Annotated in this window: 21 protein-coding genes and 7 tRNA genes; 9 read left to right on the top strand and 19 right to left on the bottom strand. The window is 53.2% G+C overall.

The window, feature by feature from the left end:
- Positions 1-81 precede the first annotated feature (81 nt).
- Positions 82-384 carry an ArsR/SmtB family transcription factor gene (locus tag D467_RS0106385; RefSeq protein WP_018916678.1) on the top strand — a complete coding sequence of 101 codons (303 nt, stop codon included), beginning with the start codon at positions 82-84 and terminating at the stop codon, positions 382-384.
- 141 nt (positions 385-525) lie between these two features.
- Here the strand turns inward: D467_RS0106385 and D467_RS0106380 are convergent, their stop codons facing one another.
- Positions 526-2,148, bottom strand: coding sequence for a BCCT family transporter (locus D467_RS0106380; protein ID WP_018916677.1), 1,623 nt, complete (start codon positions 2,146-2,148; stop codon positions 526-528).
- Between the two features lie 362 nt (positions 2,149-2,510).
- Entirely contained in the window at positions 2,511-3,395 is an 885-nt protein-coding gene (locus D467_RS0106375) for a carboxylesterase family protein (protein WP_018916676.1), read from the bottom strand.
- Between the two features lie 323 nt (positions 3,396-3,718).
- Here D467_RS0106375 and D467_RS19990 point away from each other — a divergent pair, with 323 nt between their 5' ends.
- On the top strand, positions 3,719-3,943 hold the full coding sequence (locus D467_RS19990) for a hypothetical protein (RefSeq protein WP_018916675.1): 225 nt from the start codon (positions 3,719-3,721) through the stop codon (positions 3,941-3,943).
- A gap of 261 nt (positions 3,944-4,204) precedes the next feature.
- Here D467_RS19990 and D467_RS0106365 read toward each other — a convergent pair whose 3' ends face one another.
- From D467_RS0106365 to D467_RS0106330, 8 genes are all read right to left on the bottom strand, one after another.
- Positions 4,205-4,879 (bottom strand): hypothetical protein, encoded by a 675-nt coding sequence (locus D467_RS0106365; RefSeq protein WP_018916674.1) that lies wholly within the window; start codon positions 4,877-4,879, stop codon positions 4,205-4,207.
- 157 nt (positions 4,880-5,036) lie between these two features.
- Entirely contained in the window at positions 5,037-6,356 is a 1,320-nt protein-coding gene (locus tag D467_RS19085) for a hypothetical protein (RefSeq protein ID WP_155826443.1), read from the bottom strand.
- Between the two features lie 321 nt (positions 6,357-6,677).
- Positions 6,678-6,765 (bottom strand) — tRNA-Ser (locus D467_RS0106355).
- A 120-nt stretch (positions 6,766-6,885) separates the two neighbouring features.
- Positions 6,886-7,389, bottom strand: a complete 504-nt coding sequence (locus D467_RS0106350; protein WP_018916672.1) for a YiiD C-terminal domain-containing protein — start codon at positions 7,387-7,389, stop codon at positions 6,886-6,888.
- Between the two features lie 13 nt (positions 7,390-7,402).
- Positions 7,403-7,963: a nitroreductase family protein gene (locus D467_RS0106345; protein ID WP_018916671.1), complete on the bottom strand. Its 561-nt coding sequence runs from the start codon at positions 7,961-7,963 to the stop codon at positions 7,403-7,405.
- Positions 7,964-8,010: 47 nt separating this feature from the next.
- A complete protein-coding gene (queF, locus tag D467_RS0106340) occupies positions 8,011-8,844 on the bottom strand; it encodes an NADPH-dependent 7-cyano-7-deazaguanine reductase QueF (protein ID WP_018916670.1) in 834 nt (277 codons plus the stop codon).
- Positions 8,845-8,906: 62 nt separating this feature from the next.
- On the bottom strand, positions 8,907-9,680 hold the full coding sequence (locus D467_RS0106335; protein ID WP_018916669.1) for an ABC transporter permease: 774 nt from the start codon (positions 9,678-9,680) through the stop codon (positions 8,907-8,909).
- The gene (locus D467_RS0106330; RefSeq protein ID WP_018916668.1) at positions 9,677-10,645 is read right to left on the bottom strand and encodes an ABC transporter ATP-binding protein; all 969 of its coding nucleotides are present in this window, start codon (positions 10,643-10,645) and stop codon (positions 9,677-9,679) included. The genes D467_RS0106335 and D467_RS0106330 overlap by 4 nt, the downstream gene beginning before the upstream one ends.
- A gap of 268 nt (positions 10,646-10,913) precedes the next feature.
- On the opposite strand from D467_RS0106330, the gene D467_RS0106325 reads away from it, so the two are divergent.
- Entirely contained in the window at positions 10,914-12,545 is a 1,632-nt protein-coding gene (locus D467_RS0106325) for a methyl-accepting chemotaxis protein (protein WP_018916667.1), read from the top strand.
- Between the two features lie 254 nt (positions 12,546-12,799).
- On the opposite strand, the gene D467_RS0106320 is transcribed toward D467_RS0106325, so the two are convergent.
- The 6 genes from D467_RS0106320 to D467_RS0106295 all read right to left on the bottom strand — a co-directional run bounded on the left by D467_RS0106320 (position 12,800) and on the right by D467_RS0106295 (position 13,425).
- Positions 12,800-12,874: transfer RNA gene (locus tag D467_RS0106320), tRNA-Gly, on the bottom strand.
- 18 nt (positions 12,875-12,892) lie between these two features.
- Positions 12,893-12,968: transfer RNA gene (locus D467_RS0106315), tRNA-Glu, on the bottom strand.
- 101 nt (positions 12,969-13,069) lie between these two features.
- Positions 13,070-13,144 (bottom strand) — tRNA-Gly (locus D467_RS0106310).
- A gap of 24 nt (positions 13,145-13,168) precedes the next feature.
- Positions 13,169-13,244: transfer RNA gene (locus D467_RS0106305), tRNA-Glu, on the bottom strand.
- Between the two features lie 6 nt (positions 13,245-13,250).
- Positions 13,251-13,325: transfer RNA gene (locus tag D467_RS0106300), tRNA-Gly, on the bottom strand.
- A 24-nt stretch (positions 13,326-13,349) separates the two neighbouring features.
- Positions 13,350-13,425, bottom strand: a tRNA-Glu gene (locus D467_RS0106295).
- Between the two features lie 306 nt (positions 13,426-13,731).
- On the opposite strand from D467_RS0106295, the gene msrB reads away from it, so the two are divergent.
- From msrB to htpX, 4 genes are all read left to right on the top strand, one after another.
- Complete coding sequence (msrB, locus tag D467_RS0106290) at positions 13,732-14,130, top strand: peptide-methionine (R)-S-oxide reductase MsrB (protein ID WP_018916666.1); 399 nt, start codon at positions 13,732-13,734, stop codon at positions 14,128-14,130.
- A gap of 105 nt (positions 14,131-14,235) precedes the next feature.
- A complete protein-coding gene (gene ylqF, locus D467_RS0106285; RefSeq protein ID WP_018916665.1) occupies positions 14,236-15,189 on the top strand; it encodes a ribosome biogenesis GTPase YlqF in 954 nt (317 codons plus the stop codon).
- 57 nt (positions 15,190-15,246) lie between these two features.
- Positions 15,247-16,497: a pyridoxal phosphate-dependent aminotransferase gene (locus D467_RS0106280; RefSeq protein ID WP_018916664.1), complete on the top strand. Its 1,251-nt coding sequence runs from the start codon at positions 15,247-15,249 to the stop codon at positions 16,495-16,497.
- Between the two features lie 107 nt (positions 16,498-16,604).
- Complete coding sequence (gene htpX, locus D467_RS0106275; RefSeq protein ID WP_018916663.1) at positions 16,605-17,510, top strand: protease HtpX; 906 nt, start codon at positions 16,605-16,607, stop codon at positions 17,508-17,510.
- A 102-nt stretch (positions 17,511-17,612) separates the two neighbouring features.
- Here the strand turns inward: htpX and pdxB are convergent, their stop codons facing one another.
- A complete protein-coding gene (pdxB, locus tag D467_RS0106270; RefSeq protein WP_018916662.1) occupies positions 17,613-18,761 on the bottom strand; it encodes a 4-phosphoerythronate dehydrogenase PdxB in 1,149 nt (382 codons plus the stop codon).
- A gap of 277 nt (positions 18,762-19,038) precedes the next feature.
- On the opposite strand from pdxB, the gene D467_RS0106265 reads away from it, so the two are divergent.
- A complete protein-coding gene (locus D467_RS0106265) occupies positions 19,039-19,320 on the top strand; it encodes a hypothetical protein (RefSeq protein WP_018916661.1) in 282 nt (93 codons plus the stop codon).
- A gap of 51 nt (positions 19,321-19,371) precedes the next feature.
- Here the strand turns inward: D467_RS0106265 and D467_RS0106260 are convergent, their stop codons facing one another.
- Together D467_RS0106260 and rlmKL are read right to left on the bottom strand one after the other, a co-directional pair.
- The gene (locus tag D467_RS0106260) at positions 19,372-19,704 is read right to left on the bottom strand and encodes a glutaredoxin family protein (protein ID WP_018916660.1); all 333 of its coding nucleotides are present in this window, start codon (positions 19,702-19,704) and stop codon (positions 19,372-19,374) included.
- 18 nt (positions 19,705-19,722) lie between these two features.
- A complete protein-coding gene (gene rlmKL / locus D467_RS0106255) occupies positions 19,723-21,921 on the bottom strand; it encodes a bifunctional 23S rRNA (guanine(2069)-N(7))-methyltransferase RlmK/23S rRNA (guanine(2445)-N(2))-methyltransferase RlmL (protein ID WP_018916659.1) in 2,199 nt (732 codons plus the stop codon).
- Between the two features lie 343 nt (positions 21,922-22,264).
- Between rlmKL and rmf the strand changes: the two genes are divergently transcribed.
- A complete protein-coding gene (gene rmf, locus D467_RS0106250; protein ID WP_018916658.1) occupies positions 22,265-22,474 on the top strand; it encodes a ribosome modulation factor in 210 nt (69 codons plus the stop codon).
- The last annotated feature ends 11 nt before the right edge of the window (positions 22,475-22,485 follow it).

The raw sequence follows: 22,485 nt of genomic DNA, 5'->3' as shown, positions 1-22,485 counted from the left end.
AGGTTTCTCCAAAGGGGTTATTACTTAAGTTCGATAATATTCGAACTATGGGCAAAGGGCAAATTCGTGTATGATTTATCCATGCGCCCTTTCAAACATCCCCCCGTTAGCGAGTTCGTTCTTGAGCGTTTGCTTTACGCTTTGAGCGATCCTGTTCGTCTGGAGATTGTCCGGCGCCTTGCCACATTAGGTGAGGCAAGCTGCGGCGAGCTGGACGGTGGCCGCCCGAAATCCACCATGTCGCATCATTTCCGGATATTGCGCGATGTCGGGTTGGTAAACACCCAGACCGTGGGCACGACCCATATGAACTCGTTGCGTAAAGATGATGTGGATAGCCGTTTCCCAGGCTTGCTGGAGGCGATCCTGTCCCAACCTGAATAGTGGCTGTACGCCATGGCCGCCACTTTTACTCGGTGAATGACACGCGGCGGATGGAAAGACTCGAATTCCTGCGCCCACCAAAAAAGCCCGCTGATTTTTTCTCAACGGGCTTTTTGGTTAGTGGCCTTTTCGCTTACCCAGCTATTCGTTCAGCTTCTCGGGTTTGGGTGGGGCACCTACTCTCACTTCGCTGAGATCCTCATGAGACAGGCCGCGCAACAGTGAGAACATCATTATAAACACCAGAATAAACATCGGCAGGCCAACAACGGTGATCACCTCCTGCAAGGCGGTAAGCCCCGCATCACCCGCCAACACAATCAGCATGGCTGCCAGCATGCCTTCCGAGACACCCCAGAAGACGCGCTGTTGCCATGGGCCAGGGTCTGCGCTGCCGGTACACAGCATATCGACCACCAACGACGCAGAATCCGATGAGGTGGCAAAGAAGATCGCCACGACCACTACCGCCAACCCCTGGATTAACGTAGCCGCCGGGAAGTTATCAAAAAACGCGAACATGGCCAGCGGAATACTTTCCGCCACGGCGGTGGACAAGACCCCGGCCTGATCCCCCATTGCTTCCCGTGCGGCAGTCCCAATCCCATCAATCTCCATGGCCGACCAGCCAAAGATCGCAAACCACACCAGCGTAAAGATAGACGGCGCGAACAGTACACCGAGCACAAACTCTCGAATGGTACGCCCGCGAGAAATCCGCGCCACAAAGATTCCGATGAAAGGCGACCAAGTGACGGTCCAAGCCCAATAGAACACCGTCCAACTGCCCTGCCATCCCCAACCGCTGCCATCAGTATTGGTATAGCGCGCCAGCGTGTCATTCCAGAACGCCATCGGCAGCAGGTTGGTAATGTAGAGGCCAAAGGTTTCGACCACGGCACGCAGCAGAAAAACTGTCGAGCCGGTAAACAGCACAAACATCAGCAGACCAACGGCCATGCCGATATTGATATTGGAAAGCAGCTTGACGCCGGAATCCAGCCCCGCCACGATCGATCCAACGGCAACAGCTGTCAGTACAGCGATAATGGTCACTTTGATAAACACCGAATCCGGCACACCCAACAGCTCGGTTAGCCCCGCATTGATCTGCTGCGTGCCCAAACCAAGTGAAACCGCTACGCCAAAAAGCGTGCCGAGAATGGCAAAAATATCAAGGGTTTTACCGATAGGCCCGTGAATGCGCTCGCCCAGCAGCGGATAAAATACCGAGCTAAAACGCATCGGCAGGTTGTAACGATAGATAAAGTACGCAAACGCCAGCCCGGGCATGGTGAAAATCGCCCAGGTATGCAGCCCCAGGTGATAGATCGAAAAGCTCATGGCATCGTCGGCGGCTTCAACCGAAAAGGGTTCAACACCCGGCCTTGGCGGTGTAGAAAAGTGGGAAATAGGCTCAGCAACCCCCCAGAACATCAACACCGTACCGATACCGCCTGCAAACAGCATGGTAAACCAGGAGATATTGCTATAGGCAGGCTTGGCATCATTGCCGCCCAGGCGAATCGCTCCGTAACGGCTGATCGCCACCCACAGCAAAAATGCCACCCAACTGGTCACCCCTAAAATAAAGAACCAGCCAAGGTTAGTAACCACCCACTCCCGCCCCGCACCAAAGGCATTACCTATCGCGTCCGGTGCAATTAACAGCGCCACCAGGAACAGCACCATGATGCCTGCGGAAGTGAAAAAAATGGTCGGATCCGTTCGAAGGCCAAGCCTTCTCGCAAGCGTATTGAGCATGTTCATTCCCCTTGTGTTTACAACAAGATAGGAGTGATGGACTGATCACGCCAAATTGTTAGGGAAATATGGAGATGCTAGCGAAGAGCACAACACATAATTACGTCTGTTTCCGACCACTAGAATAAATTTATATGACTACCTTGTTTGCCATGTTAGACAGCTCTTTGATAAGCGGATATAGAATGGGCCAGAGAGCTTGGGAGAAATGATGGATTAAAAGTGAGCCGCCTTGAACGGCCCATTTTGAATGCCTGTCAGGATATTGAATTCAGCTCCATCCCCCATATTGGCCCCACTCAGAAGACTCTGACGCCAAGCATCTTGCTCGCCCGATGGACTCAGCATGAAGAATGAATCACTTACTCGGCCGAAGTAGAGGAAGCCGCCTCTAGCCGTTGTTGAAACAACCAGTCCCACATCTCCTTATTGTTCAAAGCCAAGACTTCGATTTCTTCATGGTCTGTATCAAGTACGGTCAACCGCGCGTCACGATCGAGACTTTTCAAGCGTTCATAGAGTACGACCGAATCGGAAAGTGGAATGACATCATCTTCAGAACCATGAAAGACCCAGAAGGCGGCTTGCTCGTTGGTACGATTGAGATAATGGCGGACGCCGCCTCCAGCGATAGGTACCACTGCAGCGAAAGTCTCGGGATACTGCTGAGCCATCGCCCATGCACCAAAACCGCCCCGGCTGTACCCCATCAAATAGATACGGCTAGGATCGACACGGTATTCCGACATCAACTCGTCTACGACATTCTTCACTTTTTCAATCGGGTAGAGAAGCTGTTCGCTAGGGTTCTGCGGTGAAACGGCAAGGAAAGGGGCATCAAGCCCTTGCTCAATTATTTTGGGAAGCCCGCTGGATCTAACGTCATCGATATTGTCGCCGCTTTGACCGCCTCCATGAAGCCAGACAACAAGGGGATAAGATTCTTCCGACGTTTCGTAATCTTCGGGTGTGTAAAGAAGGTAATTGAGATCATTCGGGATATTCGCATCGGATGTCATCGCCACCTGATCTGCTTTAACGGGGGCAACGACCAACGCGGGATTCCAGATGGCAACTACCCCAAGTGCAGCCACTGAGAACAAGTATCGCAGCATAACTATTTCTCCGTCCGTAGAGAGGTTTGAGTTAAATAGGTTTTTGATTTCAGAGCCTTTGATGGCTGGCACAATTAAATATATCACTTCTTTTAAAGCCAGCCACAATAGCACCCAGGTGGCTCTAAGCATTTTTCACATAAACTATTCTTTAGCTTTTCTGAAAACTGAATATCCAGTATCAGCGTCACTGGTACTCTCCGCCATTTTCTCGACCAGATAATCGACAAACACCCGCAACCGCCAGTAGGCAACACGCTCTCGGGCCGTTTTTCCTACCGTAATCTGACCGGCACGCTGTTAGTCTTCCTACTGGGCACCGCCTTCTTGCTGACCCTATTTACCGTTACCATGCAGAATGTGTTGATCGTACCTCCGCTGATCTTCCTTTGGGGTATCACCGCTAGGCGCTGGTGGTATCAGAAGCAAGCGATGTCCCTAACCTGGTATCTTCCATGAACATCGCCGCCTTCAACTTCGGCAATGCCACCGGCGCCGCGCTAGGTGGCGTGGTTATTCACCAAGAGCTGGCTACCCAGCGTCGCACTGGCAGGCACCACCACTGCCTTAGCTGGGCTGGTTTGGTTTGGTTTGGTTTGGTTTGGTTTGGTTTGGTTTGGTTTGGTACTTATGTTTCAGAAGCACAAGAGGTGAGAGGAAGAAGCGTTGGCGGAGGTTAGTTAAGTTAAGCGATCTCTGATTCGATGCAATAACATCACGCCGGGCTATTGCCCGGCGTGATTGGTTTACGGCTATCAGATATCGGGCGTTAGTATACGTGTTGTTTGCGAAGAAATTAGGCAGATAAACATACGTTTTACTTGTCTGGTGTCGGCCAGGAGAGGACATTGAGAAAAACCTTATATAATGCCCATATCACGCGCCGTTTTGAAGGTGTAGAACAGTGGAAAGCCGGTCGCTTCGTAGCCATTTATTATAAATCACTGCCCGCCAAGAAAATCTATACATATTCCTATTACTGTACCTAAAGCTGCTATTGCAGTAAAAAATAATGTGAATACTTCTATGTTTAACTTTTTCTTCGGTCTCATCTCAAATGATGTGTGCGGAAATAACTTGCCTTTTAGATAAGCTTTAAAAGCGATCCCAAGCATTATTAAAAAAATAAGGCAAATCAAAACTAGATAAGTTTGATGTCTAAAAGCAGCTAATGCCAATAAGCATATTAGCACACCTTGAAATGAACCAACTATTGCCGGAAATCCGGAGCTCAGTTTCGAATACCATGGCTGGCGACATTTAAAGAACTCATTTAGCTGTGTAGATTTTCCTTTAAACCAAATGCCATCGATAGAATGAATTTGGTAATCTGATATCCTACCCCGCAGACTCATCCTTATTCCCTTATCAATCTCATCGCGATCGTTCCAGCTTCTAATCGTACACTCCACTGACTCAATTTCATCGATATCATTATTTTCAATTATTTCTTTTAAAGTCTCCCCGTTATAAGAAACGTCTCCTTGGGAAATAGAAAACCGATCAGGGTCATGTCGAAGGTTCATACCTTCCTTCATAAGCTCCGAGAGCTTAACCAAATTGCGCTTATCCCACTTCGTGGGCGGAATTTTTTCTATCTTTCTATGCTCAGGCATATTTCTCTCTGTAGTTTATAACGCTGCTCAGCAAGAGTGGATTTTATGGGCCGTCAGCTGCCGCACTAACTCCATCAGCGTAGCCGGAAGTTCAGCATCCGGCCAGAAGCTGGCTTTTAATCGTCTCTGGTATAACGCCGCGTTAGCTGGCTTTAAATTACCACTTTGGTAATTTAATTTTCTTAGGCTGACCTGATTTAGTCACTCTTGTGCTATCCACTTTATTAACAACTGTACTAATTTCATTTATAAAAGATGGTTGTTTAAGAGTGAGTTCAGCGTAAAGGTGAAGCTCGGAAATTGTTGTAAAGTCTTTATTTAAAATTAGGTTTACAATATCTTTATATATAGTCCAAAGTTTCTCACAAGAATTATTGCCATTGTCTTGACCTAATTCATAAAAGCTTTTACCACTATGAACTAATTTGTTTCGAATATCGGTATACAAATAGTCGTAAGATTCTAATATTTCTCTGAATTTTGAAGGGTTCTCATTACAGGCTAAAGCCGTAATATATGTCCTATGCTTCCACCCATTCCAATCCTGATCAGGGGCTCCTAAACCGTCAATTGAGAAAATTAAAGATAAAAACTTTGATTCATCTCCAATAGTATAAAATGCCTGACGACAATTTCTCAGCGAACCAATCAGTAAATCACCCAGCTCATGAACTTCATTTCCAAGCAAAACTTCGGAAAGCTTATAGTCATTGAAATTGAAATGATCTGAGACTTCAGGCCCTAACCAATTGTTTGAAGCTGATAAAGATTTGGATAACCCGCCATAGACTTTCGGTTTGATTGGAAGCCTTTTTGATGTGTTTGGTGTAATTTTAACTTCATAAAACCCGCTTGTTAATTGACCTGCTGGATTAGGCGTAAATTCAGGCCTGTCAAAAGAAGAATACCTCAACCTTATTAAATCCATTCCCCTCTCTGCATGGTCTAAACACAAGTTAATTACATAATCATCATGTTCCAAGCTACTGCCATTTAGTTTAAGCAAATCTCCAAATTTAATTTTTAAATCAAATTCAATTTGTTCAGAATTAAAGTCTGCAATACGTGGGATCGTAATGGTGTCATTCATTTCATTAGCAAGATACTTATAGTTATCTGCAATTTGACAAGAGGTTTCGATTCGAATTTGTTGCAAAGGAACAGTAATAATACAATCAATCAATATTTCAGCATCTATTAACGCTAATCTGTTGATGGCTTCTTTATGAGATGCCTTCATAACATCCAACCAATCAAAACATTCTTTAAAATCTGAAATAATCTCATCTTCTGATTTTTGTTTGTTAGGTTTAAAAGTAACTCCATCACCCTCAGGAAATGGACTAGCCCAGTAATCCATTTTAACGATCTTACCTAGAGATGCCTCTATATTAGTTGTATGTTCTTCGCTTTGAAACGGACTCCACAATAAGTTACGTGAATGATTATCATACGGTGGCAATAAAAAAGCTTCCATGTTTTACCTTTTAGTAGGTGCAGAAATATACTGCTGTATGATTTAACAGCTAACATAGATTATCGTGCCTGCTGCATAACATGGCTGAATCAGCATGCCGCTTTTCGCTGGAAGGGCCGCTTTGGGTCGCTACCTGCCCTAATTTAATGACTCACTATGATTAAGACCACATTAGCGAAACTAAGAGTCCATGTCATCTTCGCAATCACTAGACGAGACAAAGGTAGGTAAAGCTCTGAACTGAAACGAAAGTAGGGCTAAGCCAAATTTCAAACACAAAAAAAGCCCGCTGATTGCTCAGCGGGCTTTTTCACTATTCTGTGGCGGAGAGGGAGGGATTCGAACCCTCGAAGCCTTACGACTTACACACTTTCCAGGCGTGCTCCTTCGACCACTCGGACACCTCTCCACATTTTGGTTCAATCACTTAGGCTGTGCCTTTCGCGACAGAACGGCGCATATACTATGGTTTAAGCGGCCAAATAGCAAGCCTTTTTCAGAATCAGTGGCTTGCCGCTATTCATTGGTGCTAAGCATCGCTGCTCGATAACACCGCGTAGCTGCCGTGGGCTTCCAGGCAGAGCGCATCGCCACAGTAGAGCTGTTGGGTTAGCGCGATGCGCCCTTTGCCCCGTTCGGCAAGCTTTTGAGTTAGCTTCTCAACACCGTCAGGCTCTTCTGGTGTACATATCAGGCGGTAGTCGCCGGTTACCGGGGCCAGGAAGCGCTGTGTAGCCTCGGCAACCACTACATCGCGTGCTAGCCCTTGCCCACGCAGCCACAGCGTGACCCAGCACCAGCCTTGTAGCGTGGTTTGCGCACTTAGCGCGCCACCAAAGCCGGTGCCTTTATCGTTCAGGTTGGGCATCAGGGTTAGCTGCCAGGTGAGCGACTGGTTATGCAGTGACATGCTTTCAATCCCCATGGCACCCACCATCGGGATTGCCTCGCCTAACCACTTTTGAAAGGCGCCCAGGTCTTCCTGGCCTTCCGGGAGTGGCAAACGTGGATGAGGTACACCGGGCTGTCGCATGGCCATTAACTCCTTACGTCCAACGCTCTACAAAGTCGGCCACGTTGTGCTGGGGCAGCGGCTTGTGGCGCCCGCCCAGGTTGCCCAGGTAGATAAACGCGACCACTTCGTCGTCTTCTTCCAGGGAAAGCCCTTTGCGTACCACGGGGTCAAAGGCGTACTTACCGCTACGCCACATGGCACCCAGCTCCTGCGCGTGGGCCGCCAGCAAAATGCCGTGGGCGGCGCAGCCTGCGGAAATCACCTGCTCCATCTTGGGCACTTTGGGAAGATCCGGCGTTACCTTGGCGATTACGGCGATAATCATCGGCGCGCGCAACGGCTTTTTACGCGCTGAATTCAGCGTGTCGTCGTCGGCACTGGGGTCTTCCTGAAACTCAGCTTCAGCAAACAGCTCACCCAGGCGCGTACGCCCTTCCCCGGTGAACTCAATAAACCGCCAGGGGCGCAGTTCTTTGTGGTCGGGGGCACGTAGGGCTGCCTGGTAAATGGCGTCCATCTGCTCGGCAGTGGGCGCAGGCTCAACCAGCTTACCCATTGAGCTGCGGCTATGAAGAAGCGTGAGTCCATCCATTTGGTTTCATCCTATCAATCAGTTAGGCACTACTGTAGCGCAGTCGCTTACTGTCTTGCCAGACGCAAGGGGCTTGGCGGCGCAAGGCCGGGCGTGGCGCGCCAGGGGCTGATATCCAACCCGCCTCGGCGCACATAGCGCGCAAGCACCAGAAGCTCGGTAGGTTTGGCGTGCTGCATCAGGTCGGTGAAGATATGCTCGACACAGTGCTCGTGAAAGTCCTGGTGCTGGCGATAGCCGATCAGGTAGCGCAGCAACCCTTCGCGATCGAGCTTCGGGCCTTTATAGCGAATCATCACGCTGCCCCAGTCGGGCTGGCCGGTCACCGGGCAGTTGGATTTGAGCAGGTGCGAGTGCAGCGTTTCTTCCACCACCTCATCGCTTACCGCTAAATGGGCAGCGCTGGGTGTGTAATCGCTTACTTCGATGTCCAGGTCGTCCAGGCAGTCGCCGGGTAACGGCCGAGGGGCAAGCTCGGCGTCTTCCACACCGAGTAGCTCAACGCTTACCGGGGCACAGGCAGCCGCGCTCAAGTCGCGCGTCAACGTTTCGACCACTGCCTCGCGGCTTTCCACACGCGTCTGGTTAAAGCTGTTGAGGTAGAGCTTCCAGGATTTGGATTCGATCAGGCTGGGCGATTCAGCGGGCAGGCGAAAACGCGCCACGGCCACGATGGGCTTGCCACGGGCGTTAAGCCAGGAAACCTCAAAGGCGTGCCATTCATCCTCGCCGACAAAAGGTAGCTTGCCCTCTTCAATCCCTAACGGCGCGCGGTTGGCGGCGCGGGGGATTGGAAACAGTAGCCCGGCATCGTACTGCTCTGGGTAGGCGGAATCGCGCCCCAGGGGCGCGTGCTCTAAGGTATCGGGGCGATGTGCCATAGGGCAGTACTCTCTTTATAAACGGTAACTTTATCAACGGTATCTTGATAACGGTGATACGGTTAACTGCGAATGCCTTTACCACGCTCCAGCATGCTTAGCGCGACGAAAAATAGCACAATGATAAAGCCAAAGATGGCCGCCAGCGCCCAGCCTACCGGAATATCCGATACGCCCAGGAACCCGTAACGGAAGACGTTAACCATGTACAGGATGGGGTTCAACATCGACACGCCCTGCCAGAAATTAGGCAGCATGGAGATGGAGTAGAACACCCCGCCCAGGTAGGTCAGCGGGGTCAGGATAAACGTCGGCACGATGGAAATATCGTCAAACTTGTTGGCCAGCAGCGCATTGATAAAGCCGCCAAGCGAGAACAGCGCCGAGGTTAATACCACCACCAGTATGGTTAATAACGGATGCTCGACCGTCAGCTGGGTAAAGAACAGCGATACCAGCGTGACGATCAGGCCGACGCCCAGACCACGCGCCATACCGCCTAAAATAAACCCGGATAAAATCACCCAGTTCGGCATGGGGGAAACCATCAGCTCTTCCACCGAGCGCTGAAACTTGTTCGAGAAGAAGCTTGAGGCCACGTTAGAGTAGCTGTTGGTGATCACCGACATCATGATCAGGCCGGGGACGATAAAGTCCATGTAGGAGAAACCGTCCATATCTCCAATACGCGAGCCAATCAGATTGCCAAAGATGATGAAGTACATCGCCATGGTGATAGACGGCGGCAACAGCGTTTGCGGCCAGATGCGCGTAAAGCGCTTGATCTCTTTAAGTACCAGCGTCCAGAGCGCTACGAACGTTTGCGTTGCATTCATGCCTGCGCCTCCTTGTCCAGTTCGGCGCGCTTATCTATCGCGTTGTTGCCTGCCTCTACCATTGATACGAACATCTCTTCCAGCCGGTTGGCGCGGTTGCGCATGGAAACCACCTGCATCCCCTGTTCGCTTAACACACTGAACACATCGTTCAACTGCTGGCCGCGATGAATCACCAGCGCCAGCTGCGAAGGCTCAACCTGGGTAATTTCAAACCCTTCGATGACGGGTGGTTGGCTAACCGGCTCCGCCAGGTCGAGCAGGAAGGTTTCGGTATCAAGCTCGGCGAGCAGTTCGCGCACGCTGGTGTTCCGCACGATTTCGCCATGATTGATGATAGCGATATTGCGGCACAGGCTTTCCGCCTCTTCCAGATAGTGGGTGGTTAGAATAATTGTGGTGCCTTCATCCTGATTGATGCGGCGCATGTATTCCCACATGCTGCGGCGCAGTTCGATATCCACACCTGCCGTGGGCTCATCCAGAATTAACAGCTTGGGCCGATGCATCAGCGCCCGGGCAATCATCAGGCGGCGCTTCATACCGCCGGAAAGCATGCGCGCGTTGCCGTTGCGCTTGTCCCACAGACCTAGGTCGCGCAGTAGCTGCTCGGCACGCGGCAATGCTTCACGGCGGGTCATGCCGTAATAGCCCGCCTGGGCCAGCACGATATCAAGCACCTTCTCGAACTGGTTAAAGTTGAACTCCTGGGGAACCACACCTAGCTGGTACTTGGCCTTGGCGAAGTCCTTATCGATGTCGATACCAAAAATCGACACCTTGCCTTCCGACTTCTGCACCAGTGAACACACCACGCCGAGGGTGGTGGATTTGCCTGCGCCATTGGGGCCCAACAACGCAAAAAAATCGCCCTGCTGGACGTCGAGATCAATACCTTTTAACGCTTGAAAGCCGTTGCCGTACACCTTTGTAAGGCCACGGATAGACAATGCCGGTTCGGCCATAAAGATGTCCTGTCAGCAAAATAGGGGCATAAAAAAATGCGTAAGAAGCCATGATATCGGGGCGTTCGGCTTTATTTTCAAGCCAGCGCTCCATGGTATCAGACGGCTTATTCGTTAATCCGCTAATTATTTTCACCTGACAGCGCTTTTGTGACATTTTGCCACACCCAGGCAGGCGACTAATACTTTAGTATTAGACCATGCCTTTACGTTATTACGTTGGCATCCAAGGGAATGAAGCACTTATAAATAAATGAGAAATCACTAAATGAGCACGATGACGCCCTACCCCTCTGTCACCTTTACGCAGCAACCTGTTACTGAACGTTCATCCACTCCGTCCAAGCGAGGCTTGGCAGCCCTTTCCTTACGCCGCCAACGGCTTATGGGCGTGGCCGTATTATGGCTCATACTTGCGATCATGATTGCCGTAAACGCCTTGCAAAGTCGGGCGCTGCTTTATAGCGAGCGTGAGCAACGTATGGTCGTTGCGGTGGATATCGCAGTTTCAACCATGGAGCATTTTGATCAGCTCGCCCAGCAAGGTGAAATAACCCTAGAAGAAGCGAAGACGCTCGCGTTTGAAACGATTCGCGATGTGCGCTTTGGCGAAGATGATAACTATCTGTTTGCCTTTAGCGGCGACCTGAAAATGCTTGCCCATCCGCGTCGCAGCTTCGGGGAAGATGTCTCCCAAGCGGTGGACCCAGAAGGCAAGTTAATCTTTCGCTCTATCCTGGATAACACGCAAGCCTCAGGGCACGGCTTTACCGAATACCATTCGAATTTCGCCCGGGGTAACGATGCAATGCCTCTGGTGCGTGCGTACGCCGAAGCCTATGCCCCTTGGGACGTATATATAGCCAGTGGCGTCTTTATGGGCGATATAAGCCGCACGATCATGGGCCAGCTAATGAAAAGCATTCTGGTCGGCCTATTGGCAGGTGCCTTGGTCACCCTGGCGTTCTGGGGAATGATTTCCCTGATTCTACGTCGTCTGGGCGGCGAGCCGAGCTATGCAGCAAGCGTTGTCGGGCGGATTGCCCAGGGTGATTTGACGGCCAAGGTGAATTTGAGCGCTAACGATACCAACAGTCTGCTTTACGATATCCAGCAGATGCGTGACAAGCTGCACGCCACGATGCAGGAAATCCATACGACCAGCGCGGCGGTGGACCATAACTCCGGCGATATCGCCGCAGGCAACCAGGAGCTTTCATCGCGCACCGAGCAGCAGGCCGCCGCCCTTCAGCAAACCTCTGCGAGCATGGAAGAGGTCACCGCGACCGTGCGCCAGAATGCCGAGAACGTCGAACAAGCCAAGGAACTGGTACGCAGCGCCAGCGACACCTCACAGGTTGGCCAGAAGGCCATCGGTGAAGCCGTTACCTCCATGCAGGAAATCAGTGCCGAAGCGGCCAAGATTGCCGATATTGTCACGCTAATCGACAGCATTGCCTTCCAGACCAATATTCTGGCGCTTAATGCGTCTGTCGAAGCCGCACGGGCGGGCGAGCATGGCCGAGGCTTTGCCGTGGTAGCTGGCGAAGTGCGTCAGTTGGCTAACCGTTCGGCAACAGCCGCCCACGAGATTAAAACGCTGATCAACACATCTAATGCGCAAGTAGATAACGGCGCATCGCTGGTGACCACCGCCAGGGAACGCATGCAGCATATTGACCAGCAGATTCAGCGCATCAACGACCTGTTCGCGGACATCACCGCCGCCACTCACGAGCAAACCCAGGGTATTGAGCAGATCAATGTGGCCATCGCCCAACTTGATCAATCGACCCAGGATAACGCCACCATGGTTCAGCAAACCGCCGACTCGGCGCACGACCTGAAACAGCGCTCCCAGTCGCTCAATAGCATCGTCAATCACTTCACGCTGAGTTAAGCATCACCGCTTATGCTCAGGCATGCCGCCTGGGCGTAGGCCGTTATCAACCACCTGTGTATAAATTACGCGCACGGCAAAACGCCGTCAGCAAAGACGGTGGGTAGAAACGATATATTCAAGAGAATAAACAGAAGAGATAACAAACTAGAGGGGTAACGAGCTGGAGATGTTTGCATGGAGCGGGAAAAGAGATTCGACCGGGCTGGCGTTCCAGCTCTCGACCATCGCATCACTGGATGCGACTGTTTGCATGGAGCGGGAAAAGAGATTCGAACTCTCGACCCTCGCCTTGGCAAGGCGATGCTCTACCACTGAGCTATTCCCGCAACGCAAACTGTTTTAGATGGCGTCCCATAAGGGGTTCGAACCCTTGTTACCGCCGTGAAAGGGCGGTGTCCTAGGCCACTAGACGAATGGGACGTATAGACATCTATTTGATTGGAGCGGGAAAAGAGATTTGATCGGACTGGCGCACCAGCTCTCGACCTGCACTTGCTTAACCACACTATCAATCACTTGATTGGAGCGGGAAAAGAGATTCGAACTCTCGACCCTCGCCTTGGCAAGGCGATGCTCTACCACTGAGCTATTCCCGCTTAATCAATTTTTCGCAATCGGATTGGCGTCCCATAGGGGGTTCGAACCCCTGTTACCGCCGTGAAAGGGCGGTGTCCTAGACCACTAGACGAATGGGACGTATTTTGGAGCGGGAAAAGAGATTCGAACTCTCGACCCTCGCCTTGGCAAGGCGATGCTCTACCACTGAGCTATTCCCGCACTCCGATACCCTAACGATGTAATTGGCGTCCCATAGGGGGTTCGAACCCCTGTTACCGCCGTGAAAGGGCGGTGTCCTAGACCACTAGACGAATGGGACGTTTCATTGCCTCGTCGAGGTGGCGCGTATATTACTCAGAGCATGAGTTTCTGTCAAGCACTCTGATATCGCTCTGCTTTCTATCTGTGCAACAAGTTCTTTCAAGCCCTGTGCTTACCCTTGCTATTAACCGGCGGTTACGCCCTTTGGCCGCCGAACTCAGGTGGGTGCTATGCTGTCTTAGCAGGTCCTGCTTTTAACCATCGATGGTTGTGTATTTACTGATGTGATCTGTCTTTACTGAAATCTGTCTTTACTGAAAAGAGTACGCTAGCCTGCAAGTAATAGAGGGAAAGGAGACATTAAATGGCCAAAATTGAAAAATCCCCCGAGCAGTGGCGTGAAAAGCTGACCCCCGAGCAGTACCGGGTAGCACGTGAGAAAGGCACCGAGCGCCCTTTTACGGGTGACTATCAGGTTCGCGACGCTCAGGGTATTTATCACTGCGTCTGCTGCCATGCGCCGTTGTTTGAAAACGAGCACAAGTTTGATGCTGGCTGCGGTTGGCCAAGCTTCGACAGGCCACTGGGCAGAAACAGTGTCGAAGAGCATAGCGATACGACTCACGGCATGGTGCGCACGGAAGTGGTGTGCTCTCACTGCGATGCCCATCTGGGCCACGTGTTTCCTGACGGGCCGCCGGAATCTACGGGGCTTCGCTACTGCATCAACTCCGTTTCACTTGAGTTCCATCCTGACGAGTAAGCGCTACGGCATAAACGTATAACGAACTCCGGCAAAGCGGGCACCATCTGGTAGAATGGTTGCTCGCTTTTTTATGCCCGTTTTTTGTGCTTGTAGGAGAAACTCATGCTCGGCTGGTTCCCCGGACATATGAACAAGGCCCGCCGCCAGATAAAGGATGCGCTGCCGGAAATCGACGTGGTCATTGAAGTATTGGACGCACGCCTGCCCTACTCCAGCGCCAACCCGATGCTGGCCGAGCTGACCCGGCACAAGCCGGTGCTGAAAATTCTCTCCCGGGCGGACCTTGCCGACCCTGAGCGCACCGCCGAATGGGTGGCGTTTTTTGATGCCCAGGACGATACCCGGGCACTCGCGATCACCACGACCAACACCCGCGAGCTCAAGAAAATCCCCAAGCTTTGTCATGAGCTTGCAGGTGCCGTACGCGCCGACCGCGACGTTCGGGTGATGGTGATGGGCATTCCCAACGTGGGAAAATCCACCCTGATTAACGGCTTGGCCGGGCGCAAAATTGCCAAAACCGGCAACGAGCCGGCGGTAACCAAGCGCCAGCAAAAGGTACGTATCGATGGGCGAGTCGCGCTAATTGATACGCCTGGCGTGCTGTGGCCAAAAATTGAAGACCAGGCAAGTGCATACCGGCTGGCGGCAAGCGGGGCTATTCGGGATACCGCGATTGAATATACCGACGTGGCGATTGTGACCAGCGCCGAGCTTGCCAAGCGCTATCCTACTGAGCTGACCGCTCGCTATAAGCTAAAGGCCCTGCCCACCTATGAGGCGCCAGTTAGCAATGAAGTCGATGCGGATGGGCCGAAAAAACCGGACTTCCTGGCGATTGCCGGATTTGATGGCCATGCGATTTTGAAAGAAATCGCCGGTAAACGGGGCGGTCTGCGCGCGGGCGGCGAGGTAGATTTGCACCGCGGCGCCGAAGTTCTGCTACACGAACTGCGTGATGGCAAGCTCGGCCGCCTAACGCTGGAAACGCCCGACGATATTCCGCCACCTGTTGTGCATAACGACGAAGACAATCAAGCACTTTCCGACGCATAATGAGCAAACCGACCGGCGCCGTCGCACGGCCTTTGGACACTCTTGGATAAATCACACATGGAAACCTCTCAGCTTCAAGCGCCTCCCCAGACGCTAAAAAAATCCCATAAACTGCATAACGTCTGCTACGACATCCGTGGCCCGGTACTTGACCACGCCAAACGGCTGGAAGATGAAGGCCAGCGGATTTTAAAGCTCAATATTGGCAACCCGGCGCCGTTTGGGTTTGAAGCACCTGAAGAGATTTTGCAGGATGTGATGCGCAACCTGCCCACCGCCCAGGGCTATTGCGATTCAAAGGGCCTTTATTCGGCCCGTAAAGCCATTATGCAGGAGTGTCAGCGCAAGGAGATCCCGGGCGTTGGCATTGAAGATATTTACATCGGCAACGGCGTATCCGAGCTGATCGTGATGTGCATGCAGGCGCTATTAAACGATGGCGATGAAGTCCTGATCCCCGCGCCGGACTACCCGCTATGGACTGCAGCCGCCCATCTTTCTGGCGGTCACGGGGTGCACTACCTATGCGATGAACAGGCCGACTGGACGCCGGATATTGCCGACATTCGCACCAAGATCACTAGCCGTACCCGCGCGATTGTGTTGATTAACCCCAACAACCCGACCGGCGCAGTTTATCCACCGGCCGTGGTGCGCGACGTACTGGCCGTGGCCAAAGAGCACAACCTGGTGGTGTTCTCTGACGAGATTTACGACAAGATTCTTTATGACGGCGTAGAACATACCGCGACCGGCGCCCTGGCCGATGATGACCAACTGGTGATTACCATGAACGGGCTGTCGAAAAGCTACCGCTGTGCGGGCTTTCGCTCAGGCTGGATGACGATTTCCGGCACGATTGCCAAACAGCGCGCCAAAGACTTCATTCAGGGCCTGACCATGTTGGCCTCCATGCGTCTGTGCGCCAACGTACCTGCCCAGCATGCGATTCAAACAGCGCTGGGTGGTTACCAGTCCATCAATGATTTAATTCTGCCGGGTGGCCGCTTATTGGCTCAACGCGATATCACGGTGGAGAAGCTCAATGCCATCCCCGGGGTATCCTGCGTCAAGCCGAAGGGCGCACTCTATGCGTTTCCACGCCTCGACCCCAAGGTGTTCAATATTAAGGATGACCAGAAGCTGGTGCTGGACTTGCTTCTGCAGGAGAAAATTCTGCTGGTGCAGGGCACGGCGTTTAACTGGCCGGAACCCGATCACGTGCGCATCGTGACGCTGCCCTGGGCCGACCAGCTAGGCGACGCCCTGGACAGATTCGGTAATTTCCTGTCCCGCTACCGCCAATAAAGCGCGCTGTGACTTGAAACTGCCATGAAGTGTACGTATCTAAACAAGCATTCTAGGGCTTGAAAACCCGGTAACGCATTGATGACCTCTTACGGAGAACCTGCACCATGATGCGAATTGTGCTGTTTTTAGCCACCAACCTGGCGGTGCTGCTTGTCGCCAGTATTACGCTGCGCCTGTTTGGCGTTGAGGGTTACTTACGCAGCCAGGGAATCAACTTTACCAGCCTGCTGATCTTCTGCTTTATCTTCGGCATGGTCGGCTCGCTGATTTCGCTGTTTATTTCCAAATGGATGGCGAAACGCAGCACCGGCACGGTAATTATTGAGTCTCCTTCCAACTCCACCGAGCAGTGGCTGGTGGATACAGTGGCAGAGCTTTCCCGCGAGGCAGGCATTAAAACGCCCGAGGTAGGTATCTTCCCCGCCCAGCAGTCAAACGCCTTTGCTACGGGTTGGAACAAGAATGACGCGCTGGTGGCGGTGTCAGCCGGGCTTTTAAACCGGATGCGCCCTGATGAGGTGCGCGCGGTGCTTGCCCACGAAATTGGCCACGTGGCCAATGGCGACATGGTAACGCTGGCGCTGATTCAGGGCGTGGTGAACACCTTCGTGATGTTCTTTGCCCGCGTGGTGGCTCAGCTGGTGGATGGTTTTCTTAAAAGCCGCAGCGGCGGCGAAGGCGGCCTGGGCTTTATGGGCTACTTCGCAGTGGTCATTGTTGCAGAAATCGTATTCGGGATTGTCGCCTCGGCTATCGTTGCATGGTTCTCGCGCTACCGCGAATACCGTGCCGACGAGGCTGGCGCGCGCTTAGCGGGTACGGGTTCCATGGTGAATGCCCTCGCCCGCCTGAAAGCGGAAACAGAAATGCCGGACCAAATGCCCGACACCATGCGTGCCATGGCGATCACCAAAGGCCAGACGCGTTCGCTGCTTGAGCAGCTGTTTGCCAGTCACCCGCCTCTGGATGCGCGTATTCGCGCACTAAAAGAAGCCGCCTACCGCCAGTAAGCGACATCTCGCACATCAGCCAAAACCAATCAGGCCCGCTTAAGCGGGCCTGATTGTATCTATGGCATGGCGACCGGGTCAGCATGATGGATAAACGCTGCGTTATGGCATCCGCGAGACACGAAAGCCTGCAGCACTTAGCGGCGCTTCGAGCGCCACCGCATTGCCCGATAGCTGCACGTTCAGGGTGGCAAACTCGCGGCGCAGCGGGTAGTTCGCCCGGCAGGTATCAAAGCCCTGCTTAATACCCTGTTTGAGTACCTGGCGCTGCAGGCTATCGTGATCGCGGCGTACATCGTATACCGCGCGCATGCACACACGCAGCGCATCCTCAATGGGCAGCGCATCCTGCAAATGCAGCGACGCCAATACTGGCCGCGGGCAGATATCGGCAAACGCCATCTGACTGGCAAGGCCGAGATGGCTGGCTAGCGCCTGCTGAATCATCCAGGTGCCGCGCAGTTTGCCATCCAGGCTATGCCCGGCAATATGCGGAGTGGCGAGGGTAACCAGGTCGCGCAACCCGGCATCGATTTCCGGCTCGCTCTCCCATACGTCCAAAACAGCGGTGATATCCCCTTTGCCCGTCAAGCGGCTGCGCAGTGCCAGTCCATCAATACAGTCGCCCCGCCCTGCATTCAACAATACAGTGCCGGGTGCCAGCTCGTTGATGCGCTGCGCATTAAGCAGCTGATAAGTGGCGTGCGGCCCCTGCGCTACCAGCGGCGTATGTAGGCAAAGGATATCGCAGCGGTCAATCAGTGTATCCAGCGACTCTAAGCCCTGCTCGCCTTCCTGCTCCGCTCTGGGCGGGTCGCAGGCCAGCGTTTTAATCCCCAGCGCCGTTAGCCGCGCCAATAAACGGCTGCCCACATTGCCCACGCCAACAACGCCAACGGTGCGCGTCAGAAGCGACCAGCCATCGCGCTCGGCAAGCGTCAACAGGCTGCTTAGCACGTAGTCCACCACGGCTTCTGCATTGCAGCCAGGGGCGCTTGCGAAGGCAATGCCCCGCTCGGCCAGTGCGTCATGGTCGATATGGTCAGTGCCAATCGTGCAGGTGCCGATAAAGCGTACTGAGCTATCGGCAAGCAGCGCGGCATTTACCTGGGTGATGGAGCGTACGATCAGCGCATCGGCGTCTTTAACGTGTTCAGCGTTTATCTCACGCCCCGGCACGCGGGTCAGTGAGCCAAAATCCCCAAAGCAGCGCTCGGCGGCGGGTATGTTGGCATCTACAATCAGCTTCACAGCGGTATCCTTATAAGACCCAGGACAAGCAAATCTATTTACAGCAGATCTATTTACAGCAGATCTATTTCAGTCAGGCCTATTTACAGTCAGATCCAGGCTATTTATCGCCAGACATGGTCGTTTGCGATAACGGGCTTTACAATACCGCCCGCCACACCGAATTGGGAAATAGTATTTGGTAACGGTATTTGGGAACGGTATTGGGGAATCGTATTTGGGACAGGGAGTGCCTAATGGGCAGGCCAGCGTTAAGAACAACCAAGGGAGTAAGCTTGTGATCGTTAGGTGGGAAACCGACCATGACTATGTGCTGGTTCATATTCATCAAGACATGTTTGGCGACTGGATTTTCAGTCGTGCCTGGGGGCAAATCGGCACTCAGTTTGGCGGTTTAAAGCATCAACTGGCCGACACCCTTGAGCAGGCTCAGATGTGGCTGGAAGATGAGACGACGATTCAAAAGTCGCGCGGTTTTCATAAGGTGCTGGACGTTGATGACCACACCCCGGAAGGCCAGGAAGCCATGCGCCAGCTTTCACTGCTGGACCTGCTTTAAACACTATTGTTTAGAAGCACGCATGCTAAAACCCAGCAGGCTGAGTGCTCACTAACCTAGAAAACGCCGCCCGTTATGCAGGCGCATGCCTTTTGGCGGCGAATCTTCAGGCTCTATCAACGATGCTAGCGCGCGCTCATCAAGCCAGCCGCGCTCGCCTAGCCAATCGCTCATACGTGCCACTTCAAATCCACGTATCAGCTCCCTGCCCTGGCTATCCACCACCACCGGAATAAGCTCACCGTAGCGCTCGATCAAGGCCGCCTGCTCGCTGATCTCCACGCGCTTAAGCGTTACCGGTTGATTGGCAAGCGCTGACAGCAAGGCTTCCACCTGGGTGCACAGATGGCAACCCAGGGTGGTGTAGAGCGTAAGTGAAATCACCGCCGCAAGCCTTATGTTCTATCTGCGGTGACGCAGCAGGAACACGTGGTGCATGTTGGTGCGCCGCTGAAAGTCTGGGTCAAAGGTGCGCGAGGTGATCTCTTCTACCGCGTAGTGCTGGCTAAGCGCGTCATCAAGCTTGAAGCGACGCTGGTTGTTAGAGAATACCAATGTGCCGCCGGGAGCGAGCCGGGCCATGGCAAGTTCCACCAGGCGCGGATGATCACGCTGTATATCCAGGGTATCGCGCATTTTCTTCGAATTGGAGAACGTCGGCGGATCCATAAAGATCAGGTCAAACTCGGCGTTGGCGGTTTCCAGCCAGCGGAAACAGTCATCACGCACCACGCGGTGAAGGCGCAGATCGAGCTTGTTAAGGGTAAAGTTATCCTTCGCCCACTCAAGGTAAGTGTTGGACATATCCACGCTGACGCTGTCGCTGGCACCACCCAAGGCTGCCTGAACGGTGGCCGTGGCGGTATAACAGAACAGGTTCAAAAAGCGCTTGCCGCGAGCCATTTCGCCCAGCATACGGCGTACCGGCCGGTGATCCAGGAACAGCCCAGTATCCAAGTAGTCGCGCAGGTTGACCCATAGCCGCGCATCGCCTTCACGCACTTCAAAGCGCTCACCGCTGGCCTCACGCTTTTGGTACTGGGCAGTGCCGGTTTGCCGCTCACGACGTTTGATATATACCTTGCTGGGGTCAACGCCTAACGCATCCGGCAGCACTTCAAGCGCATCAAACAGACGCTTTTGGGCCTGAGCAGGGTTTATCGAGCTAGGCGCGGCGTACTCCTGAACGTGTACGCGGTCGCCATAGCGGTCAATCGCCAACGCAAACTCGGGCATATCCGCATCATAGATTCGGTAGCAGGTTTCACCGCTCTGCTTAAGCCACTTCTTGAGGCGTTTCTGGTTCTTGCCCAGCCGGTTGGCGAACATTTGCGCGTTTTCAGACACTGCAGGCGCTGTTTTAGGCGGTGCATCAGCGCTTTTGCCTTCCGCCTGGGCGTCGTTACCCACCGCAGGTGTACCGATATCCATCAGCAGCAGCTTGGCATCCAGCGCGCCGTTTTTAAGCGCATATTGCTTATGTGCGCGCAGGCCCAGCCGGTGCCCTAAGTCGGGGTTGCCGGTAAACATCGCCAGCGTCCAGCCAGGAAACAGCGCTTTGGCTTTTTCACCCAGCTGGGAATATAGGCGCACAAGCTCAGGTAGCTCACCCAACCGCTCGCCGTAAGGCGGGTTAGTGATCAGAAGCCCGCTTTCTGCCGATAGCGTTTCGGGGCGAGTCAGCTGTGCAAGGCTCTGCCCGTGTAGCGTGATAAGTGCCGGAATACCTGCACGCATCGCGTTGGTTTTTGCAGCCGATAGCGCCGCCGGGCTTTGGTCAAAGCCCAGAAGCTGGGTTTTACACCGCTTGCGACCAATCGAGGCGCGCGCTTCGGCCTCTCGTTTCTGCTCAAGCCAAAGCGCCTCATCGTGCCCGGCCCAGCCCTTGAAACCGAACCGTTCACGGTCCAGGTTCGGCGCCTGATCGGCGGCCATAAGTGCGGCTTCAATCAGCAGCGTGCCGGCACCACACAGCGGGTCGATCAGCGGCTCGCCAGCTTTCGCCCGCTCGGGCCAGCCAGCACGGATCAGCAACGCTGCCGCGAGGTTTTCCTTAAGCGGCGCATGGCCGACATCACGACGATAGCCCCGGCGGTGCAAGCTTTCCCCCGAAAGGTCGATACCAATGGTCAGGTTGGCGCGATGCAGATGCGCGTAGAGACGCAAATCCGGCGTTTTGGTATCGATGGAAGGACGCTCTTGTCCGGCAAGCTGTAGCGCGTCTACCACGCCATCTTTTACCGTTTGGGCGCCAAATCGAGTATGGCGAATGTGATCGCTGCGGCCATGAAAATCCACCGCCAGGGTTTTTCCAACCGCCAAGTGCTGGGTCCAGGCGATACGGGCAACCACATCGCGTAGCTGCTCCGGCGTTTCAATCATCGGCTCGCGAACCAGCTGCAGAATTACCCGGTTGGCAAGCCGAGACCACAGGCATACACGGTAGGCGATGGCTTGGCTGGCGGAAAAGTACACGCCAGCCACGGTGGTTTTTCCAGGCGTCGCGCCTAGCGCTGCCAGCTCATCGGCCAGCAGGCCTTCAATGCCTTTAGGGCAAGTCGCCAGCAGGTTCAGGGGGGCGTTTTGACTCGTTTCGGTCATAGTCATGGCAGCGCGTAACCGCGCGATATTCCTATATATGGCAAATGTATTTACATCTTATGACAATTTGGGGGTCGACAAGTGCCCCCATAATGATCTAAGAATAAAGGAGTAGCTACTGAAAACGCATGCGTTGCTTGTCTTGGTCATTAATAGACCAAAAGGTCATTAATAGACTAAAGGCTTGTTTTGGTTGCCGCCTAGCCGGTTCAGCTCGTGAGTGCTAGACATTAGCGCACGGCTGGCAGCCTGCTCTTGAAGTCAGCTCTCGAAATAGGGGCCTAACGCTTAAGGCATAGTGCACTATTTCTTTTTAAAGGCTTTCATGAAAAGAGGTTAGCCAATGAAACGACAAAAACGTGACCGCTTCCAGCGGGCCTATGTTCACGGGTATAAAGCAGGTGTTATCGGCCGTTCCCGTGATGAGTGTCCCAGTCAAGATGTCAATTTACGCGAGTACTGGATGAGCGGTTGGCGTGAAGGTCGCGGAGACCAGTGGGACGGAATGACCGGCATTTCCGGTATCCACAAAAACCCCCTCGTCATGACCTAGCAATTTATATA

Source organism: Vreelandella zhanjiangensis DSM 21076 (assembly GCF_000377665.1).
GTDB classification, from domain to species: domain Bacteria; phylum Pseudomonadota; class Gammaproteobacteria; order Pseudomonadales; family Halomonadaceae; genus Vreelandella; species Vreelandella zhanjiangensis.
The sequence above is the reverse complement of the archived record's forward strand: the minus strand, read 5'-3'. Positions and strand labels throughout refer to the sequence as shown.

Excerpts from the sequence above, each read along its gene's own strand:
- D467_RS0106280 (WP_018916664.1), top strand. The coding sequence starts at position 15,247 with ATGGAAACCTCTCAGCTTCAAGCGCCTCCCCAGACGCTAAAAAAATCC.
- D467_RS0106350 (WP_018916672.1), bottom strand. The coding sequence starts at position 7,389 with ATGCGACAGCCCGGTGTACCTCATCCACGTTTGCCACTCCCGGAAGGC.
- D467_RS0106325 (WP_018916667.1), top strand. The coding sequence starts at position 10,914 with ATGAGCACGATGACGCCCTACCCCTCTGTCACCTTTACGCAGCAACCT.
- D467_RS19085 (WP_155826443.1), bottom strand. The coding sequence starts at position 6,356 with ATGGAAGCTTTTTTATTGCCACCGTATGATAATCATTCACGTAACTTA.
- rmf (WP_018916658.1), top strand. The coding sequence starts at position 22,265 with ATGAAACGACAAAAACGTGACCGCTTCCAGCGGGCCTATGTTCACGGG.
- msrB (WP_018916666.1), top strand. The coding sequence starts at position 13,732 with ATGGCCAAAATTGAAAAATCCCCCGAGCAGTGGCGTGAAAAGCTGACC.
- ylqF (WP_018916665.1), top strand. The coding sequence starts at position 14,236 with ATGCTCGGCTGGTTCCCCGGACATATGAACAAGGCCCGCCGCCAGATA.
- D467_RS0106345 (WP_018916671.1), bottom strand. The coding sequence starts at position 7,963 with ATGGATGGACTCACGCTTCTTCATAGCCGCAGCTCAATGGGTAAGCTG.
- queF (WP_018916670.1), bottom strand. The coding sequence starts at position 8,844 with ATGGCACATCGCCCCGATACCTTAGAGCACGCGCCCCTGGGGCGCGAT.
- D467_RS0106380 (WP_018916677.1), bottom strand. The coding sequence starts at position 2,148 with ATGCTCAATACGCTTGCGAGAAGGCTTGGCCTTCGAACGGATCCGACC.
- rlmKL (WP_018916659.1), bottom strand. The coding sequence starts at position 21,921 with ATGACCGAAACGAGTCAAAACGCCCCCCTGAACCTGCTGGCGACTTGC.
- htpX (WP_018916663.1), top strand. The coding sequence starts at position 16,605 with ATGATGCGAATTGTGCTGTTTTTAGCCACCAACCTGGCGGTGCTGCTT.
- D467_RS0106365 (WP_018916674.1), bottom strand. The coding sequence starts at position 4,879 with ATGCCTGAGCATAGAAAGATAGAAAAAATTCCGCCCACGAAGTGGGAT.
- D467_RS0106375 (WP_018916676.1), bottom strand. The coding sequence starts at position 3,395 with ATGCTTAGAGCCACCTGGGTGCTATTGTGGCTGGCTTTAAAAGAAGTG.
- D467_RS0106385 (WP_018916678.1), top strand. The coding sequence starts at position 82 with ATGCGCCCTTTCAAACATCCCCCCGTTAGCGAGTTCGTTCTTGAGCGT.
- D467_RS19990 (WP_018916675.1), top strand. The coding sequence starts at position 3,719 with ATGAACATCGCCGCCTTCAACTTCGGCAATGCCACCGGCGCCGCGCTA.
- D467_RS0106335 (WP_018916669.1), bottom strand. The coding sequence starts at position 9,680 with ATGAATGCAACGCAAACGTTCGTAGCGCTCTGGACGCTGGTACTTAAA.
- D467_RS0106330 (WP_018916668.1), bottom strand. The coding sequence starts at position 10,645 with ATGGCCGAACCGGCATTGTCTATCCGTGGCCTTACAAAGGTGTACGGC.